The organism is Kribbella sp. NPDC003557, assembly GCF_040610805.1.
Taxonomy (GTDB): Bacteria; Actinomycetota; Actinomycetes; order Propionibacteriales; family Kribbellaceae; genus Kribbella.
This window is the reverse complement of sequence record NZ_JBEXMY010000003.1, coordinates 793481-811628: the sequence shown is the minus strand read 5'-3', so window position 1 is coordinate 811628 and position 18148 is coordinate 793481. Positions and strand designations below refer to the sequence as shown.

Genomic DNA, 18148 nt, shown 5'->3' with positions numbered 1-18148 from the left:
TGATCACCTGCGGGCAACGGCGCATAGTCGAGTGATCGATACCGCACTGGGTGTGGGGAGCCGTCGTCGTGGAGGGAGAAAAGGCCGTCCCGCTGCGGGTTGACGCGGAAACGGCGATCATCCTGCGCGAGGCGTATCACAAGATCGAGGCGCTGTTCAGATCCGACCACTACGGTCTGTACGACTACGTCCGGGTGGTGGCCGGGAAGGTCGCGCATGTCGACGCGTTCTTCGTCGGCTTCCTGCAGGGCAGCAACCGGGTGCGGTACCCGTACGGGTACGACGAGCGCGACTACGTCACCCCGGACACCCACATCTTCGGGCCGGACGGGCAGACGGCTTGGCTGCTCAAGCACCGGCACACGTACCGCTTCGCCTACGACGACGGTGCCGTGCTGCACGCCGGCATCCCGGTCGGCGACCCGGTCCGGCGGTCCCGGGACGCGGTCACGGTGCCGATCTTCCGGCCGTCGAAGGACGGGCCCGACCAGTTGTTCGGGCTGCTGTCGATGCAGAGCTACGCCCCGAAGTCGTACGACGACAACGCGGTCCGGGCGTTCGAGTGGTTGTGTGAGGTGGTGGAGCGGGTGCTGACCCGGGAGGGCGAGGACCGCGATGCCCTGCGCCGCCTGCCGGCCGGCGACGTCGGCCCGAACCTGCTGACGTCCGACCACGTGATGGAGTACCTGACGCACCGGGTCGCGTCGATCCGGGAGATCGCGACCGAGGCACTGGACGAGCCCGACGTGGGGACCGGGGTCCGCACCCATCTGGAGCGGATCGTCGACACCGCCGAGCACATCCAGTCCGAGCTGATCGAGATGCTGATGGAGACCGACGAGGCGCCGGAACGCCGGTTCACCAGCCTCACGAAGGCCCAGCAGGGGGTCGCGCTGCTGCTGGCCGACGGGCTCGACAACGACCAGCTGGCCGCCGAGCTCGGTGTCAGTCTCAACACCGTCAAGACCCACCTCAGCGCGATCCTCCGCAAGTACGGCTTCCGCAGCCGGTCCCAGGTGGCCGACGACGTCCGCAAGTACCTCGCCCGCTAGTACGAGCGGGCCACGTACGCGACCAGGCCCGGCTCGTCGTCCCGCAACGGCAGTGCACCGTCGGCGCGCTGCAGGCAACGGACCGTGATCCCGGACTCGGCCAGGCGGTCCTCGCCCGCCTCGCCGACCGCGTCGTACGGCAGGGTCGCCCAGCCGGACGCGGCCGCCTCGATCGCCTCGTCCACGGTCGACACGGCCGTGATGCGGGCAGACTGCCGAGCCGTGGCCTCGGCCAGCAGGTGCGTCTGATCCGCGTCGAGCGCCGATACGACCGTCGCGGTGAGGCCGGACAGCTCGACCGCGGTCTTGGCCGAGTCGCGCAGCCGCCGTACGACGGTCGCGGTGCCCGCGGCGAGGTCGCGCGGGCCGACCTCGATCCGGATCGGGACGCCTTTCAGCTCCCAGTTCACCGCGCGCCGCCCGAACGGCTGGTCGGTGCGATCGTCCACGCCGACCCGCAGTCCGGCCGCGGTCAGCTCGTCGCCGATCTGCCGGGCGGCGGCGATCGACTCGTCCTTCACCGCGAGCACGACGACCTGCACCGCAGCGACCGCGGGCGGGACCCGCAGCCCCGCGTCGTCGCCGTGCACCATGATCAGTCCGCCGACCATGCGCGTCGTACTGCCCCACGAGGTCGTCCAGGCGAGCTCGCGCTGCCCCTCGCTCGACAGGTAGCCGATGTCGAAGGCGCGCGCGAAGTTCTGCCCGAGCTCGTGCGAGGTCGCCATCTGCAGCGCCTTGCCGTCGCCGGTCATCGCCTCGAGCGTCATCGTGTTGATCGCGCCGGCGAACCGTTCCCGCCGGGTCTTCCGGCCGGGGAGCACCGGGATCGCCAGGATGTTGACCATGACGTCGCGATAGACGTCGAACAGGATCCTGGTCGCGAAGGCGCGCGCGTCCTCGGCGGAGACGTGGGCGGTGTGGCCTTCCTGCCAGAGGAACTCCGTCGTCCGCAGGAACAGTCGCGGGCGTAGCTCCCAGCGGACCGCGTTGGCCCATTGGTTCAGGAGCAGCGGGAGGTCGCGGTAGCTCTGCACCCACTTCGCCATGTATTCGCCGATGACGGTTTCCGACGTCGGGCGGACGACCGCGGGCTCCTCGAGCTGCTTGCCGCCGGCATGCGTGACGACCGCGAGCTCCGGGCTGAATCCCTCGACGTGCTCGGCTTCGCGTTGGAGGTAGCTCTCCGGGATCAGCAGCGGGAAGTAGGCGTTCTGGGCGCCGGTCGCCTTGATCCGCCGGTTCATTGCCTCCTGCAACAGTTCCCAGATCCCGTACCCGTACGGTCGCACGACCATGGTCCCCCGGACCGGCCCGTTGTCGGCGAGCTCGGCCTTGGCGATCACGTCCTGGAACCATCTGGGGTAGTCCGTGGCCTGCGAGGCAAGCACGGAACGGGTCGCTGTCATGCTTCGCGAGTGTAGGAGGGAAAGAGGAGTGCGGCGACGCATTTCTCCACCGAAAGAACAGCTCCCGGCGCCCTAGCGGGCGCCGGGAGCTGGATGGAGAGGAGCCGGCGCGAGGCCGGTGCTTGCGACCTGCTCGACCGAGCCGAGCCGAGCCGAGCCGATCGAGCCGGGCCGAGCCGATCGAGCCGGGCCGAGCCGATCGAGCCGGGCCGAGCCGAGCCGATCGAGCCGGGCCGAGCCGAGCCGGGCCGGGCCGAGCCGGGCAGGCCGGGGTGTGGTTACAGGGAGGCCAGGGCGTCGTTCCAGGTTTTGGAGGGGCGCATGATGGTGGCCGCCTTTGCCGGGTCGGGCTGGTAGTAGCCGCCGAGGTCGGCGGGGGTGCCCTGGACGGCGAGGAGTTCGTCGACGATCGTCTGCTCGTTCGCGGCGAGTGTCTCGGCGAGCGGGGCGAACGCCTTGGCCAGGTCGGCGTCCTCGGTCTGCGCGGCCAGCTCCTGCGCCCAGTACAGCGACAGGTAGAAGTGGCTGCCGCGGTTGTCGATCCCGCCGACGCGACGGGTCGGGGACTTGTCCTCGTTCAGGAACGTGGCGGTCGCCCGGTCGAGCGTGTCGGCCAGGATCTGCGCCCGCGCGTTGCCGGTCGCCTGCGCCAGGTGCTCGAAGCTCGCGGCCAGCGCGAAGAACTCGCCCAGGCTGTCCCAGCGCAGGTAGTTCTCCTTGACCAGCTGCTGCACGTGCTTCGGCGCCGAGCCGCCCGCGCCGGTCTCGAACAGGCCGCCGCCGGCCATCAGCGGCACGATCGACAGCATCTTCGCGCTGGTGCCGAGCTCGAGGATCGGGAACAGGTCGGTGAGGTAGTCACGCAGCACGTTGCCGGTCACCGAGATGGTGTTCTCGCCGCGCCGGATCCGCTCCAGCGAGAACGTGATCGCGTCCACCGGCGCCAGGATCCGGATGTCCAGACCCTCGGTGTCGTGGTCGAACAGGTACTTCTGCACCTTGGTGATCAGGTTGGCGTCGTGCGCGCGGGTCTCGTCCAGCCAGAACACGGCCGGGTCGCCGGTCGCCCGGGCCCGGTTGACGGCCAGCTTGACCCAGTCCTGGATCGGGGCGTCCTTGGTCTGGCAGGCGCGGAAGATGTCGCCCGCGGAGACGGCCTGCTCGAGGACGACGGTGCCCGCGGTGTCGACCAGCCGGACGGTCCCGGTGGTCTGGACCTCGAAGGTCTTGTCGTGCGAGCCGTACTCCTCGGCCTTCTGCGCCATCAGGCCGACGTTCGGCACCGAGCCCATGGTGGCCGGGTCGAACGCGCCGTTCGCGCGGCAGTCGTCGAGGACGGCCTGGTAGATGCCCGAGTAGCTGTGGTCCGGCAGGACGGCGAGCGTGTCGTGCTCCGCGCCGTCCGGGCCCCACATATGGCCCGAGGTCCGGATCATCGCCGGCATCGACGCGTCCACGATCACGTCCGACGGGACGTGCAGGTTGGTGATGCCCTTGTCGGAGTCGACCATCGCCAGCGCCGGTCCGGCGGCCAGCTCCGCGTCGAAGGAGGCCTTGATCTCGGCGCCTTCCGGCAGCGCGGCGATGCCGTTCAGGATGCCGCCGAGCCCGTCGTTCGGGGTCAGGCCGGCCTTGGCCAGTACGTCGCCGTACCGGGCGAAGGTCTCCGGGAAGAACGCCCGGACGACGTGACCGAAGACGATCGGGTCGGACACCTTCATCATCGTGGCCTTGAGGTGGATCGAGAACAGCACGTCCTCGGCCTTCGCCCGGGCGACCTGCGCGGTCAGGAACTCGCGCAGCGCGGCGACATGCATGACGGAGGCGTCGACGACCTCACCGGCCAGCACCGGGACCGACTCGCGCAGCACCGTGGTGGTGCCGTCGTCGCCGACCAGCTCGATCCGCAGCGAGCCGTCGGACTCGATCACCGCGGACTTCTCGGTGGCGCGGAAGTCGTCGGTGTCCATCGTCGCGACGTTGGTCTTCGACTCGGCGGTCCACGCGCCCATCCGGTGCGGGTGGGTCTTGGCGTAGTTCTTCACCGAGGCGGGCGCGCGGCGGTCGGAGTTGCCCTCGCGCAGCACCGGGTTCACCGCGGAGCCCTTGACCTTGTCGTAGCGGGCCTGGATCTCCCGCTCCTCGTCGGTCTTCGGCTCGTCCGGGTACTCCGGCAGCGCGTAGCCCTGGGACTGCAGCTCGGCGATCGCGGCCTTCAGCTGCGGGATCGAGGCCGAGACGTTCGGCAGCTTGATGATGTTCGCGGCGGGCGTCTTGGCCAGCTCACCGAGCTCGCTCAGCGCGTCCGCGATCCGCTGGTCCTCCTGGAGGTACTCCGGGAAGAGCGCCAGGATCCGGCCGGCCAGTGAGATGTCCCGGGTCTCCACGCCGACACCGGCCTGGCCGGCGTACGCCTGGACGACAGGGAGGAACGAGTACGTGGCGAGCGCCGGAGCCTCGTCGGTGTGGGTGTAGATGATCGTCGAGTCAGTCACGGGCCCACCTTATCCGGCGCAGGTCGGACTCCTACGTGGGCCGGATCACGCTCAGGAGAGGTCGTCCGGGTGCGCCAGCGTGATCCCGGTGGCGACGGTGACGGCGCTGGTGAACGCGAGCGTGTCGATGGGGGAGGACGCCGCCACGGTCGCCCCGGCCAGCGAGGCGAGGCCCTTGGCGCCGTCCCAGGTGCAGTCGACGAACACCGCCTTGGCCGCCTTGACCTGGGAGAACTCCACGCCGGACAGGTCGCAGCGGCGGAACACGGCACCGGTCAGGTCGGCGGAGACGAAGTCTGCGGACTGCAGCCGGCAGTCGGTGAGCTCGACCTTGGCGAGCTTCGCGAACCGGAACGACGCGAAGTCGAGCACGGTGTCGCGGATCGTCACGTGCTGCAGCACCGCGCCGGGACCGGCGAACCCGATCATCCGGGCGCCGGCGATCGCGACCCGGGTCAGCGCCGCGTCGGACCAGCGGGAGTTCGCCAGGTCGCACTGGGCGAGCTCGGTGTCGACCAGGATCAGCTTCTCCAGCTCGGACCCGGCCAGCTTGCTCCGGGTGAGGCGGCAGCCGCTGATCTCGACGTGCTCGGCCTCCAGGTCACTCAGATCCACATCCTCCAGCTCCAGATCCAGCAACCGCTCCTCGTCCTCGATGCTCTCGGGCAGGGCGGACTCGAGCTGGGCCCGGAGGCGGGGCGCGGCGATCTTCACGCCACCGACCGTAGCCGGGGTCACCGACAGGTTCTGAGGTAGTGGGCGGCGGCGCCGATCAGGGCGGAGTGTTCGGTGTCCTTCGTCGCGGAGGCGGGGAAGTCGAGGGCCGATGCCACCAGGTCGAAGGCGCCCGAGATCGAGCCGCCCAGGACTGTGTGCGTGACCCCGAAACGCTCCAGCCAGGGCCGCAGCGCGTCCGCGAGGTCGGTGAAGCAGGCGGTCAGCACCTGCTGGGCCGCGGTGTCGCCGGCGCGGGCCCGGTCGGCGATCTCCTTCACGCCGGGGGCCTCGGCGCCGGTCGTCCCGGCGTAGCGGCGCAGGATCGCGCGGGCGGAGATCGAGTCCTCCAGCGGCTTCCCGGCGTACGACGTCTTGTACAGCTCGCCGCCCGGCGGGACCGTGTCGCCCTCGCGGACCACCTGGCCGTCGGCGAGGAACGCCGTACCGATGCCGGTGCCGATCGTGACACCGACGCAGCGCGCGGCGCCGCGGACCTCGCCCGCGGTCCACTCGCCGACCGCGAACGCCTCGGCGTCGTTCATGAACAGCAGCCGGTCGATCCCGAGCTCCTCGCCCAGCGCGGCACCGAGGTTGAACCCGTACAGCTGGTCGAACTTGCCCTGCCCGCGGTACCACGCGACCCCGGTGACGAAGTCGAACGGACCGGGCAGCGCGATCGCCAGACCGTTTGCCAGCGGCAACTTCCGGGCGGTGTCGGCGAGCTGCCCGACCACCACCTCGGCGGCGGCCTGGGACTCCAGGTCCGCGCGGTCGACCTCGGTGACGTCCCACGTTCCGGGCGCCACCACGGCCGCCGTGACGTGGCTTCCCCCGATCTCCAGCACAGCTACGTCCATCCGCACATCATCGCAGCAGGTCAGTACCGGTCCCGGAACACCTGCTTCCCGGCGCCGTCGTACATGCTGATGTAGATCGGGTCGGTGTTGCCGTTCCTGATGTCGGCGGTGTACACCCGGTGCGCCCAGTACCCGTCCTTCACCGCGGCGTCCGCGCGCTGGCCGAGGCCGGTGAACGCGATCCGGGTGACTCCCTCCGGCACCCGGCCCGCGTAGCTGTAGACGACGCCCATGCAGCCGGCGAAATCGCTCCGGTCCACCTTCGAGTCACCGCACGCCATGCTCCAGTACCGCTGGATCTGGTAGGCGCGGGTGATGATCCCGGTGTTGAGCAGCGTCGCCCCGAAGCCGCCCAACTGCTGTCCGTGGATCGGTACGCCGGCCACGCAGTACGCGTACTGCGTGCCGTCCGGCGACCGGCGGACCGTCATGTTCCCGTCGGCATCGCTCACCTGCACGACCTTGTCGGTCCACGTCGCGGCGACCTGCCGGCGCCAGGTGTCGTCGTTCGCGGTCCGGAAGAAGTCGTCGGACTTCGCGCACAGATCGGTGACGGCGGCCGGAGCCTCAGGGGGAGTGGTCACCGGGTGCGGCTCCGGGCCGATCCGGCCGATCACCAGCGCGGCGACCACCGCGGTCGCCGCGGTCACGGCGGTGGCCGCGGTCATCGTCGCCCGGCGGATCCGGGTCCGGTGCCGGCCGGCGGCGACCAGTGCGGTGACGTCCGGCGTGAACGACGTACCGCGGTCGGTGGCCTGGTCCAGCAGGGTCTTCAGGTCGTTCGTCATCTCGTCCCCACCAGATCGGAGAGCTCGGCCAGGGACGGGTGGGCGCGCAGCTTGTCCAGTGCGCGCAGCGTCTGGCTCTTCACGGTTCCCGGGCGGCAGTCCAGCGCGATCGCGGTCTCCTCGACGGACAGCTCGTCGAAGTACCGCAGGACGACGCACGCGCGCTGGCGGGGCGGCAGCTCGGCGAGGGCCTTGGTGATCACCAGCCGGTTCTCGACGACGCCGAGCGCGTCGGCGTCGGCCTCGTTGGCGAAGTACTCGTCGCCGCCCACGACCTCCTGGCTGGACTTGCGGCGGAGCCCGTCGAGCGTCGTCGAGACGACCACCTTCCGCGCGTACGCACCGATCGCTCCCTTGCGCTGGATCCGGCCCCAGACCCGGTAGAGCCGGATCAGTGCCTCCTGGGTCGCGTCCTCGGCCCGGCGCCAGTCCCCGCACAGAAGGTAAGCAGTCCGGCACAGAGAGTTCGCATGATGGGTCACGAACTCGACGTAGTCCTGCTCCGTCTCCGGTCTCACCCGCGACCCTCCCCAGTCATGCCGGGTCAAACGTGGCGGCGTGCACGTTTGGTTGCACGACTACGGCACACTTTTTGCCGTGCCTGAATTCATGGTCGACGGCGTCCGGGTCACCTATCACGTGAACGGCAGCGGGCCGGTCTGTATCGCGCATCCCGGCGGTCCCGGCGTGCACTGGCCGTACCTGCGGATGCCGGAGCTCGAGCAACGCCTGACGATGGTGTACCTCGAACCGGTCGGCACCGGGAACTCGGACCTGCTCGCGGACGGCGACTACTCGATGGAGAGGTACGCGTCCTTCGTCGACGAGCTCGCCCGGCACCTGGGTGACGAGCCGGTCTTCCTGCTCGGGCACTCGCACGGCGGCTTCGTCGCGCTGCAGACCGCGCTCGACCACCCGGAGCGGTTGCGCGGCGCGATCATCTACGACTCGATGGCCTTCAACGGTCCCGAGCTCGGGGCGCAGGCCTTCAAGAACCTCGAGGCGTACGTCGCCGCGCGGCCGGCCGGCGACCCGCTCGCGGCGCAGGTGCTCGCGGCGTGGCAGGAGCAGCCGGTCGGGCGTGAGGCCGAGGTCGACGCGCTCCGCCGCCTGCTGCCGGTGTACTTCAAGGACTTCGAGGCGATCGACCCGCGGATCGGTGAGTGGAAGCAGACCGTCGACCTGACCGTCGACCCGAACCGGCAGGACACGCTCTGGGACATCCGCGGCCGGCTCGGCGAGATCGCCGTGCCGACGCTGGTGATCGTCGGGACCGCGGACTTCATCTGTCCGGAGAACTCGGCCCGCGAACTCGCCGACGGGATCCCCGGCGCCGAGCTCGTGGTGCTGGGCGAGAGCGGCCACTTCGGCCACGTCGAGGAGCCGGAGGCGTTCCGCGATGCCGTCCTGCGGTTCACAGCGCAGCACTGAGGGAACCCCCGCGCGTTCCTGACCGTACAGTGACTGGAGCGAGGGGATGAGATGCCGACCGAGAGCAGGACGACGTCCGTGGTCGCGGCGCTGAGCGTCGTGGTGGCGGTGGTCGGTCATGCCCTCGTCGGGGGCGGAGGGGTGCCGCTGGGTGTCGTACCTCCGCTGGCCGCGCTCGCAGGTGTCTGCTGGCTGCTGGGTGAGTATCTGGCAGGGGAGCGGTTGCTGACCGGCCTCGTACTCGCCGGGGTGCAGCTGTTCGTGCACGTCACGCTGGACTCGGTGACCATGCATCACGCCATGTCGATTCAGAGCAGTCTGATGATGACAGCGACCCACCTGGGCGCGCTGCTGGCCGGGGTTCTCGCGCTCGGCCGGGCGCATCGCTGGGTCCATCGCGTACGGCGGGTGTTTGCGCGCCTCCTTCCAGAGCTGCCGGTGCCGCGGGCGGTGCTGGTCGTCCGCGCGGTGCCTGGCTTCTTCGCGTCGTGGACCCCGACCGGCTCCCGGCTCGGCACGAGCGTCTCCGGGCGAGGGCCTCCCGGCGTACGAGTGATCGCAGCTGTCTGAACCGGCCGTCAGCGCCGGACTACTCGTATGCCTTGAAAGGTTCTCTCATGCCCAGGAGATTCGTCCTGCGCGCCGGCGCGATCGCCGCGGCGTCCGCGCTGGTCGTGATCGGCGCCGCGAGCTCGGCGTCGGCCCATGTCACGGTGTCGTCGCCGGACGCCAAGCCCGGCGGATACGCCAAGCTCGTGTTCCGCGTCCCGACCGAGTCCGACGACACCAGCACCACGAAACTGGTTGTCTCGTTGCCCGCCGACCATCCGTTCGCGCACGTCGGTGCGCAGGTGAAGGACGGGTGGAAGGTGGAGAAGAAGGAGACGAAGCTGCCGGCCGCGGTGAAGGTCGGGGACGTCACGCTGACCAAGGCGATCACCACGGTCACCTGGACCGCGACCGCGGGCGGCATCCCGCCGAACGACTTCGACGAGTTCGCGTTGTCGGTCGGCAAGCTGCCCGAAGGGGTGGATTCGTTGAGCTTCCCGACCGAGCAGACCTACAGCGACGGCGAGGTGGCGAAGTGGGCCGACGTCGCGAAGGACGGCGCCGACGAGCCCGAGCACCCGGCGCCGGCGTTGAAGCTGGCCGCGGCGGTCACGCCGGTCGCGGCGACGACGGCCACCGACTCCTCCGACACCGTCGCGCGCTGGCTCGGTGGTGGTGGGCTGCTGGTCGGGCTGCTGGGTCTCGCCTTCGGGTTGTGGTCGCGCCGGCCGGCGGCGGTCGCAGGGGAGAAGCAGTAGCCGTGCGCCGTTTGATCGCAGTCCTGCTCGCGTCGCTGGTCACGCTGGTGGTCTCCACCGGCGTGGCGGCGGCGCACGCCAAGCTCGAGTCGATGACGCCGGTCGACGGATCCTCGATGGCCGCACCGCCGACGAAGGTGGTGCTGACCTTCAGCGAGCCGGTCGGCGCCACCGGGACGCAGGTCCAGGTGAAGTCACCGGGCGGGACGAACGTCGCGAACGGCGACGTCCAGGTGGTCGACAACACGGTCACGCAGCCGGTGGGCGCGATGATCGAGGCCGGCAAGTACACGGTCGAGGCGCGGGTCGTCTCGGCCGACGGCCACCCGATCACGGTGTCCGGATCGTTCACCGTCACGCACGCCGGTCACCCCGCGACCCAGCCGGCCGACGCGCCGGCGCAGCCCGAGGGGAATTCCAGCACCGTCACCATCGTCGCCATGTGCCTGGTGATGCTCGTCGTCGTGGCGCTGGCCGTCGTCATCGTCCGCCGCCGCCCGGCCGCCTGATGACCGTTTCCCGTCCGGCCGCGCGTCCCCGGCTGCTCGTGCTGGCGATGGTTGCTGCAGGCATCGGTGTGCTGCTGGTCGCCCTGCTCGCCGCCGGCGGTGCCCCGAAGAAGCCGGCGGACGGTCTGCTCGGCGCCCCGCTCGGTGTCTCCTGGGCGGTCCCGGTCCTGCGGCTGCTCGCCGATGCGGCCGCGGTCGCGACCGGCGGAGCCGTGGTGGCGGCCGTCCTGTTCCTGCCGGTGAAGGACGGAAAGCTCGGCGCCAAAGCGATCCGCGCCTGTCAGGACGCCGCGCTGGCCGCCGGGATCTGGGCGGTCGCGAGTATCGGCGGCCTGGTCGCGACCGCGACGGTGATCCTCGGCATCCCGCTGTCCCACCTCGCCGAGCACGCCGAACCGGCCGGCCAGTTGAGCCAGGTCCGCGCGCTCGCCGTCGCCGTCGTGCTCACCGCCGTACTCGCCGTCGTCCTCAGCGGCACCAGGACGATTCGCACCGCCCGGCTGGCCGCCGTACTCACGATCGCCGCTCTCACAGGGCCGTTGCTCACCGGCCATGGCGCGCTCGACCGCACCGACCTGTGGTCGGTCCTCGCGACGACTTCGCTCGTCGTCCACGTCGTCGCCGCGACCGCGTGGATCGGCGGTCTGCTGGCGGTCCTGCGCTACACCCGCTCCCGCGAAGCCGTCGAGATCTTCAGCACGCTCGCCCTCGGGTGCGCGGTGACGATCGGCGTCACCGGCCTCCTCACCGCCGAGATCCACCTCGACGGCCGGCAGGGCGGCTGGGGCCTGGTCACGCAGTGGGTGACGACCGGGTACGGCGCCCTGGTGTTCGCGAAGGCCGTCGCGTTCGCGCTTCTCGTGACCCTCGGCTGGTGGCACCGCCGGACGACGCTGCCCGAGCTCGCCACCGGCAACCCGGCGGCGTTCCGCCGGCTGGCCGCGGTCGAACTCGTCGTCATGGCGGCCACCGTCGGCCTGGCCGTTGCCCTCGCGCGCACTCCCTAGGCCGGACCTGCACGCGGGTCGGTGACATGTCAACGATTGTCCGTACAATGGGCAGATGGTGGAACCGCGGTGGCTCGGCGAGCAGGAAGCCGCACTCTGGCAGGCGTACCGCGCGACGCATCGCGAACTGATGCGGGCGCTCGAGGCGCGGATGATCACGAACTCGGGCCTGTCCGGCGCCGACTACGCGCTGCTGCATCCGCTGTCCGAGGCCGAGGGCGGCGTCCTGCGCACTCGCGACCTCGGCCGGTCCGTCGGCTGGGAACGCAGCCGCCTGTCGCACCAGGTCAGCCGGATGGAGAAGCGCGGCCTGGTCTGCCGCGAGGAGTGCACGTCCGACGCCCGCGGGTCGATGGTCCGCCTCACCCCACTCGGCCGCACGGCGATCGATTCCGCCGCGCCTGACCACGTCGCCGCCGTCCGCACGTACTTCTTCGACCACCTCACCACCGAGGAACAGACCCAGCTCGCTGCCCTCCTGGACCGCGTCGCCGCCGGCATCCCGATGACCTGCGTGCCCTCCGACTGCGAGGAATAACCCGGTCCGCCGACCGTCCGCCCGGTGACACGCCGTTACGGCGGGCGGGTTCCGGCATGCCCCCGAAAGAATGATCGCGTCGGGTTCGGATGCGCGCTGGATTTGACAATCGTTTTCACTAAGGTGAGGATGTGGCGCGTGTCCGAGGCTTTGGGTAGGCGTGGGTTCCTGGGGATGGCCGGGGCTGCCGGGGTGGCGGCGATCACCGGTTGCGGTGCGGGCGGTGGGCCGGCCGGAGGTGTGGCCGCGCAGCCCAGGCAGGGCGGGCGGCTACGGGCCGTGTACGCCGGCGGCGGGGCGAAGGAGGTGCTCGACCCGCACGTGCAGAGCCTGTTCGTGGACATCGCGCGGCACAAGGCGATCTACGAGAAGCTCGTCGAGCTGGGGCCCGATCTGCGGCCGGTGGCCCGGCTGGCGTCGAAGTGGGAGCACGACGCGACCGCGACCACCTGGCGGTTCACGCTGCGGGACGCGACGTTCCACGACGGCGCGAAGCTGGTCGCGGACGACGTGCTGTTCAGCCTGAGCCGGATCGTCGATCCCGCCGTACCGGAGCGGGTCGCGCAGTCCTCGCTGGCGACGCTGGATCTCAAGCGCAGCAGGGCGATCGGCCCCGCGACGGTCGAGCTGGTGCTCACCCGGCCGAACGCCGAGTTCCCCGCGCTGCTCGCCGGGATCGGCACGCAGATCGTGCGGGACGGGTTCAAGGATCCGGCCAAGCCCGTCGGCACCGGCGCCTTCCGATACGTGTCCTTCGAGGCCGGGCGCTCGATGGTCGCCTCGCGGTACGACGAGTACTGGGACGAGCCCGCGCGGATCGAGGAGCTGCACATCCTGTCCGCGGACTCCGAGGCGCGCGCGAACGCCGTCCAGGGCGGCCAGGCGGAGTACGCGAACGACATGACCGCGACGTTCGCGCGCACCGCCGAGGCCGGGAAGACGGTGCGCGTCGTGGCGGCGAAGGCCAGCACGATGCAGGCGTTCGTGATGAAGGTCGACCGGCCGCCGTTCGACAACCCCGACGTCCGGCTGGCGTTCAAGCTGGTGGCGGACCGGCAACGGCTGGTGGACGTGGTGCTCGCCGGGCGCGGCGAGGTAGGCAACGACCTGTTCGGCAAGGGATACCAGTACTACCCCGCCGACCTGCCACAGCTCGGGCGGGACGTCGACCGGGCGAAGTCGCTGCTCGCCAAGGCCGGGCTGGCGGGCAAGGAGATCGAGATCTTCACCGCGGACGCGTCGGCCGGGTTCGTCGAGGCCGCGACGCTGTTCGCCGAGCAGGTCGCGGAGGCCGGGGTGCGGCTCAAGGTGACGACCGGGAGTCCGCAGACCTACGCCAAGGACCTGCTCACCAAGGGTGCCATCGGCAACCATCGGTCCGGCGCGATGCCGATCCCGCAGTACGTCACCGACCGGCTGCTGTCGCACTCGCCGTTCAACGTGACGCACTGGCGACGGCCCGCGTTCGACGCGGCGTTCGCGGCGGCGCGGGCGGTGACATCGGAGGACGAGCGGTCGGCGAAGTACGGCGTCCTGCAGAAGACGGTGCGGGCCGAGGGCGGGATCCTCGCCTGGGGACTGCCGGACTACCTGATCGCGGTGTCGGCCAAGGTCCAGGGGGTGCAGGCGGTGCCGCCGAACACGCTGGACCAGGGCCGGTTCGACAAGGTGTGGCTGACCTGAATGCGGTCCTACGCCGTCCAGCGGGCGGGGCTCGCGGTCGTGCAGTTGGCCGTACTGTCCGTGCTGGTCTTCGTGCTGACCTCGTTGTTGCCGGGCGACGCGGCGGAGATGCGGTTCACCGAGACGCTGACGCCGGCGCAGGTCGCGGCGCTCCGGGCCGAGCTCGGTCTCGACCAGCCGCCGGTCGAGCGGTTCGTGCACTGGCTGGGGAACGTGATCACCGGTGACCTCGGGACGTCACTGATCAGCGGGGGACCGGTGGCCGGCATCGTGCGGGACTCGATCGGCGCGACGCTCGTGCTGACGCTGACCACGCTCGCGGTCGTCGTACCGCTGGCCGTTGCCCTGGGCATCGTGATGGGCACGCGCGAGAACGGGCGCGTCGACCGGGCGATCACGTCGGTCACGCTGGCGTTGTCGGCGATCCCGGACTTCGTGATCGCGGTGGTCCTGGTCGCGGTGTTCGCGCTGAAGCTCGGCTGGTTGCCTGCGACCTGGGTCGGCGGCGATCTCCTTGGTGCGCCGGCTTTGCTGATCCTGCCGGTCGGGGTGCTACTCGGGCGGACGGTCTGCCTGTTGTCGCGTCAGGTCCGGGCGGGGACAGTTGCCGCGCTCAACGCGGACTATGTGACTCAGGCTCGGCGGTTGGGTGTGCCGCGGCGTCAGCTGCTGCTTCGTCATGTGCTGCCCAACGCGGCGGTCCCCGGCGTACAGGAGCTGGCCCGCACCGGGGACACGCTGCTCGGCGGAGTGCTGGTGGTGGAGGCGATCTTCGCCATTCCCGGCTTCGCGACGGCGCTCGTGGATGGCGTGGAGACGCGGGACGTACCGACGGTGCAGGGTCTCACGCTGGTGCTGGCTGTCGCCGCGTTGCTGATCAACCTCGGTGCGGACCTCGTCTGCAACCGCCTCGTTCCCCGAACCGAGGCGCTCCGATGAGCACCCGCGAAGGCGCTGTGTTGCGCGGGGCCGGCGCCTGGGCGGCGGCTGCATTGTGTGCCGTGCCGTTGGCCGTAGCTGTGGTGGGACCGTTCCTGCCGTACGACGCTCGCGCCGGCCTGCCTTATTCATCCGAAGGGCTGCTGGGGACCGACGGTTTGGGGCGCGATGTGCTGGGGCTGTTGCTGGTCGGTGGGCGGACGGCGTTGGGGATGGTGTTCGGGGCCGTGGTGCTGGCGTACCTCGTGGGCGGGCTGGTCGGCCTGACGGCGGCGTCGACGCGGCACCGCTGGCTGGACGAGGGGATGATGCGGCCCCTCGACGTCCTGCTGCCGCTTCCGTCGTTGCTGGTGATCAGCGTGGTCGCCGTCGGCTGGCAGGCGTCCGCGCCGGCGATCACGGTGGCCGTTGCCATGGTCAACGTGCCGACGGTCGCGCGCCTCGTCCGCGCTGCCGCCCTGGACGCGGCCAGTGGACCTGTGGTCGAGGCGCTCCGGATGCAGCGGGAGTCGTGGGTCACGATCCAGCTCGGGTACGTCGGACGCTCGGTGCTCGGGCCGGTCGCGGCGGATCTCGGCACGCGGATCACGCTGGCCGTGTTTCTCGTTGCCTCGGTCAACTTCCTCGGCCTCGGTCTGAGCCCGACCGCCCCCGACTGGGCGGTCAGCGTGTCCCGCAACCGCGAGGGACTGCTCCTCCAGCCCTGGTCCGTGCTCGCCCCCGCCCTCCTCCTCGTCTCCTTCACCCTCGGCTTCAACCTCCTCGCCGACCGCCTCGTCCACCACACCCGCCGCCTGGCCGGGAGCACCGTATGAGCCGCGAGCCGGTCGCGCGCGTTGTCGGGTTGTCGGCGACCACCGGGGCCGCGCTGCTTGTGGACGGGGTTTCGTTCGAGGTTGTCGCGGGGGAAGTGACGGCGCTGGTCGGGGCGTCCGGGTCGGGGAAGACGACCTCGGCGTTGGCGTTGCTGGGGGAACACGGGGACGGCGTGCGGCTGGCGGGGCGGGTCGTGGTCGGTGGTGAGGTGGTTGTTAATGGCAACGGAGTGACCACGGCTGCGGCGAGGGTGCGGGGGCGGATGGTTGCCTATATGCCGCAGCATCCGGGGAGTGCCCTCAACCCGGCGCGGAGGATCGGTACGACGTTGCGCGAGCTGGCGAAGCTGCACGGCGGCGATCCCGAGGAGGCCGTCCGGGCGGCACAGCTGCCGGGCGACCGCGCGATCCTCAAACGTTTTCCGCACCAGTTCTCCGGCGGTCAGCGGCAACGCGTGGCGCTCGCGCAGACGCTCACCTGCCGCCCCGAGGTGCTCGTGCTCGACGAACCGAGCACCGGCCTCGACTCGGTCACCCGGCTGCAGCTCGTCCACGAGCTGAGCGAGCTCGCGGCCACCGGCCTCGGCATCCTGCTGCTCAGTCACGATCTCGACCTGGTCCGGGCGCTCGCCAGCCGCGTCGTCGTCCTCGACGCCGGCCAGGTGATCGCCACCGGCGCCACCGACGTACTCCCGTCCGCGCCGGACCTGGACACCCCGGGAACCTCGACGGCCGGCAAACCGTTGCTAACGGCAATGAACCTGCAAGCCTCGCTGCGTCCGCGCGGCCGTGACGTCGTCCTGCACGAGGCCGGCCTGTCCGTCCGCGCCGGCGCCTGTCTCGGCATCGTCGGGCGCTCCGGCAGCGGCAAGACCACCCTGGCCCGCTGCCTGGCCGGCCTGCACGAGCGCTACACCGGCAGCATCCTGCTCGATGACGAGCCGCTCCCGGTGCTGCGCAAGCGCACCCGAGACCAGCACCGCCGGGTCCAGTACGTCTGGCAGGAAGTCCGCGGCTCCTTCGACGAACGCCGTCCCGTCGACCAGCAGGTCGCCCGTACGGCGCAACGCCTGCGCGGACTCGCGCCCGACCGGGCCCACGCCGAAGCCGTGGCCACGCTCGCCCGGCTCGGCGTCGCCGCGATCACCGCCGCCCGCCCGCCGAGTCGGCTGTCAGGCGGCGAGCTGCAACGGGCTGCCCTCGCGCGAGCAGTGCTGGCGCACCCCGATGTCCTGATCTGCGACGAGATCACCACCGCGCTCGACGACCACGGTACGGCGCTCGTGCTCGACCTCCTGGCCGAGCTCAAGGAGCGCGGCACGGCGCTGATCTGGATCGGCCACGACCTGCGCCTGGTCGCGGCCGTCGCCGACCGGGTCCTGGTCCTCGACGCCGGACGTGTGGTCGAGCAGGGCCCACCCGAGACCGTCACCACCGCACCGCAGCACGCCCTGACCCGCCAACTGGTCACGGCCGCCCGGATCGGTGCCCCCCACTCTCCGCCCGTGCCAACCAACGACACAAGGAGCGAACCGCGCCGATGACGCGACTGCACGACCACCTGGCGGAGGCCATCAAGGATCCCGACCCGATCCGGGTCAGCTCCGGAGCCGGCGACGACCTGATCTGCCTGCGGTTCGAGACCATGAAGGTGTACTCCGCGCTCGGCGCCGTCCGCCATCTGCTGGAGACCGGGCAGGTCCGGCCCGGTGACACGCTGATCGACAGCTCGAGCGGGATCTACGCGCACGCGCTCGCGCTGGCCTGTCACCGGTACGGGATGAGGTGCCACATCGTCGGCTCGACCACGGTCGACCGGACGCTGAGGATCCAGCTGGAGATCCTCGGCGCCACCGTCGAGCAGGTGCCGTCGTCCAACAACCTGCAACTCGACCAGAACCTGCGCGTCCGGCGGATCGGCGAGATCCTCCGCGACAACCCGACGTACCACTGGATGCGGCAGTACCACGACGACATCCACTATCTCGGCTACGGCGCGGTCGCGGACCTCGTGGCCCGGCTGGTGCCGGCCGGGCCGCTGTGCCTGGTCGGCGGCGTCGGGACGGGCGCCTCGACCGGCGCGATCGCCGCGTATCTGCGGGAGCGCGGCCGGGACGTGAACCTGGTCGGCGTCCAGCCGTTCGGGAGCATCACGTTCGGGGCCGGGCACACCCAGGACCCGGAGATGATCATCGCGGGGATCGGCAGCTCGATCGAGTTCCGGAACGTGCGGCACGAGCTGTACGACCGGTTGCACTGGGTTTCCTTCGACTACGCGATGTCGGCCGCGGTGGATCTGCTCCGCACGTCCGGCGTTTTCGCGGGGCTGTCGGCCGGGGCGGCGTACCTGTCGGCGTTGTGGGAGCACCAGTGCGATCGCGGGCGGAAACACGTTTTCCTGGCCGCGGACACCGGGACCCGGTACGTCGAGTCCGCCTTCGCCCGGCACGCCGAGGCGCGGCCGATGGCGTCGATGCGGCCGCGCGAGATCGACTCGCTGGACGAGCTCGCGGTGCCGTGGTCGGCGATGTCCTGGGACCGCCGGGAGGCCGCACAAGCCCGGCGTGAGGAGTTTCCATCTGCGACCCCGTCGCATTAATG

General features: G+C 70.8%; 18 protein-coding genes. 12 read left to right on the top strand and 6 right to left on the bottom strand.

Going from position 1 to position 18148, the window contains the following annotated elements; translation table 11 throughout:
- Positions 1-68: 68 nt before the first annotated feature.
- Positions 69-1052: a LuxR C-terminal-related transcriptional regulator gene (locus ABZW60_RS15815; protein WP_355477296.1), complete on the top strand. Its 984-nt coding sequence runs from the start codon at positions 69-71 to the stop codon at positions 1050-1052.
- On the opposite strand, the gene proS is transcribed toward ABZW60_RS15815, so the two are convergent.
- The 6 genes from proS to ABZW60_RS15785 form a co-directional block, all read right to left on the bottom strand.
- Positions 1049-2461: a proline--tRNA ligase gene (gene proS, locus ABZW60_RS15810; protein ID WP_355477294.1), complete on the bottom strand. Its 1413-nt coding sequence runs from the start codon at positions 2459-2461 to the stop codon at positions 1049-1051. The two genes, ABZW60_RS15815 and proS, sit on opposite strands and share 4 nt — an antisense overlap.
- Positions 2462-2739: 278 nt before the next feature.
- Positions 2740-4956 carry an NADP-dependent isocitrate dehydrogenase gene (locus tag ABZW60_RS15805; RefSeq protein WP_355477290.1) on the bottom strand — a complete coding sequence of 739 codons (2217 nt, stop codon included), beginning with the start codon at positions 4954-4956 and terminating at the stop codon, positions 2740-2742.
- 51 nt (positions 4957-5007) lie between these two features.
- Entirely contained in the window at positions 5008-5670 is a 663-nt protein-coding gene (locus tag ABZW60_RS15800; protein WP_355477288.1) for a pentapeptide repeat-containing protein, read from the bottom strand.
- 20 nt (positions 5671-5690) lie between these two features.
- On the bottom strand, positions 5691-6530 hold the full coding sequence (locus tag ABZW60_RS15795; protein ID WP_355477286.1) for an ROK family protein: 840 nt from the start codon (positions 6528-6530) through the stop codon (positions 5691-5693).
- 20 nt (positions 6531-6550) lie between these two features.
- The gene (locus ABZW60_RS15790; protein ID WP_355477284.1) at positions 6551-7318 is read right to left on the bottom strand and encodes a hypothetical protein; all 768 of its coding nucleotides are present in this window, start codon (positions 7316-7318) and stop codon (positions 6551-6553) included.
- Positions 7315-7836 (bottom strand): SigE family RNA polymerase sigma factor, encoded by a 522-nt coding sequence (locus ABZW60_RS15785; RefSeq protein ID WP_355477282.1) that lies wholly within the window; start codon positions 7834-7836, stop codon positions 7315-7317. Before ABZW60_RS15785 ends, ABZW60_RS15790 begins: the two co-directional genes overlap by 4 nt.
- A gap of 79 nt (positions 7837-7915) precedes the next feature.
- On the opposite strand from ABZW60_RS15785, the gene ABZW60_RS15780 reads away from it, so the two are divergent.
- From ABZW60_RS15780 to ABZW60_RS15730, 11 genes are all read left to right on the top strand, one after another.
- Positions 7916-8749 (top strand): alpha/beta hydrolase, encoded by an 834-nt coding sequence (locus ABZW60_RS15780; RefSeq protein ID WP_355477280.1) that lies wholly within the window; start codon positions 7916-7918, stop codon positions 8747-8749.
- 51 nt (positions 8750-8800) lie between these two features.
- Positions 8801-9319, top strand: coding sequence for a hypothetical protein (locus ABZW60_RS15775; RefSeq protein ID WP_355477278.1), 519 nt, complete (start codon positions 8801-8803; stop codon positions 9317-9319).
- A 47-nt stretch (positions 9320-9366) separates the two neighbouring features.
- Positions 9367-10056 carry a YcnI family protein gene (locus tag ABZW60_RS15770; protein ID WP_355477276.1) on the top strand — a complete coding sequence of 230 codons (690 nt, stop codon included), beginning with the start codon at positions 9367-9369 and terminating at the stop codon, positions 10054-10056.
- 2 nt (positions 10057-10058) lie between these two features.
- A complete protein-coding gene (locus ABZW60_RS15765; RefSeq protein ID WP_355477274.1) occupies positions 10059-10565 on the top strand; it encodes a copper resistance CopC family protein in 507 nt (168 codons plus the stop codon).
- Complete coding sequence (locus ABZW60_RS15760; protein WP_355477272.1) at positions 10565-11572, top strand: CopD family protein; 1008 nt, start codon at positions 10565-10567, stop codon at positions 11570-11572. Before ABZW60_RS15765 ends, ABZW60_RS15760 begins: the two co-directional genes overlap by 1 nt.
- Before the next feature lie 55 nt (positions 11573-11627).
- Complete coding sequence (locus tag ABZW60_RS15755) at positions 11628-12110, top strand: MarR family winged helix-turn-helix transcriptional regulator (RefSeq protein ID WP_355477270.1); 483 nt, start codon at positions 11628-11630, stop codon at positions 12108-12110.
- A gap of 138 nt (positions 12111-12248) precedes the next feature.
- Entirely contained in the window at positions 12249-13793 is a 1545-nt protein-coding gene (locus ABZW60_RS15750; RefSeq protein ID WP_355477268.1) for an ABC transporter substrate-binding protein, read from the top strand.
- Entirely contained in the window at positions 13794-14732 is a 939-nt protein-coding gene (locus ABZW60_RS15745) for an ABC transporter permease (protein WP_355477266.1), read from the top strand.
- A complete protein-coding gene (locus tag ABZW60_RS15740; protein ID WP_355477264.1) occupies positions 14729-15547 on the top strand; it encodes an ABC transporter permease subunit in 819 nt (272 codons plus the stop codon). Before ABZW60_RS15745 ends, ABZW60_RS15740 begins: the two co-directional genes overlap by 4 nt.
- Complete coding sequence (locus ABZW60_RS15735) at positions 15544-17091, top strand: ATP-binding cassette domain-containing protein (RefSeq protein ID WP_355477262.1); 1548 nt, start codon at positions 15544-15546, stop codon at positions 17089-17091. Before ABZW60_RS15740 ends, ABZW60_RS15735 begins: the two co-directional genes overlap by 4 nt.
- Complete coding sequence (locus ABZW60_RS15730) at positions 17088-18146, top strand: pyridoxal-phosphate dependent enzyme (protein WP_355477260.1); 1059 nt, start codon at positions 17088-17090, stop codon at positions 18144-18146. The genes ABZW60_RS15735 and ABZW60_RS15730 overlap by 4 nt, the downstream gene beginning before the upstream one ends.
- Positions 18147-18148: the final 2 nt, after the last annotated feature.

Bases quoted from the DNA above. Each gene is read 5' to 3' on its own strand.
- proS (WP_355477294.1), bottom strand. From the start codon at position 2,461: ATGACAGCGACCCGTTCCGTGCTTGCCTCGCAGGCCACGGACTACCCC.
- ABZW60_RS15795 (WP_355477286.1), bottom strand. From the start codon at position 6,530: ATGGACGTAGCTGTGCTGGAGATCGGGGGAAGCCACGTCACGGCGGCC.
- ABZW60_RS15790 (WP_355477284.1), bottom strand. From the start codon at position 7,318: ATGACGAACGACCTGAAGACCCTGCTGGACCAGGCCACCGACCGCGGT.
- ABZW60_RS15775 (WP_355477278.1), top strand. From the start codon at position 8,801: ATGCCGACCGAGAGCAGGACGACGTCCGTGGTCGCGGCGCTGAGCGTC.
- ABZW60_RS15770 (WP_355477276.1), top strand. From the start codon at position 9,367: ATGCCCAGGAGATTCGTCCTGCGCGCCGGCGCGATCGCCGCGGCGTCC.
- ABZW60_RS15760 (WP_355477272.1), top strand. From the start codon at position 10,565: ATGACCGTTTCCCGTCCGGCCGCGCGTCCCCGGCTGCTCGTGCTGGCG.
- ABZW60_RS15755 (WP_355477270.1), top strand. From the start codon at position 11,628: ATGGTGGAACCGCGGTGGCTCGGCGAGCAGGAAGCCGCACTCTGGCAG.
- ABZW60_RS15745 (WP_355477266.1), top strand. From the start codon at position 13,794: ATGCGGTCCTACGCCGTCCAGCGGGCGGGGCTCGCGGTCGTGCAGTTG.
- ABZW60_RS15740 (WP_355477264.1), top strand. From the start codon at position 14,729: ATGAGCACCCGCGAAGGCGCTGTGTTGCGCGGGGCCGGCGCCTGGGCG.
- ABZW60_RS15735 (WP_355477262.1), top strand. From the start codon at position 15,544: ATGAGCCGCGAGCCGGTCGCGCGCGTTGTCGGGTTGTCGGCGACCACC.
- ABZW60_RS15730 (WP_355477260.1), top strand. From the start codon at position 17,088: ATGACGCGACTGCACGACCACCTGGCGGAGGCCATCAAGGATCCCGAC.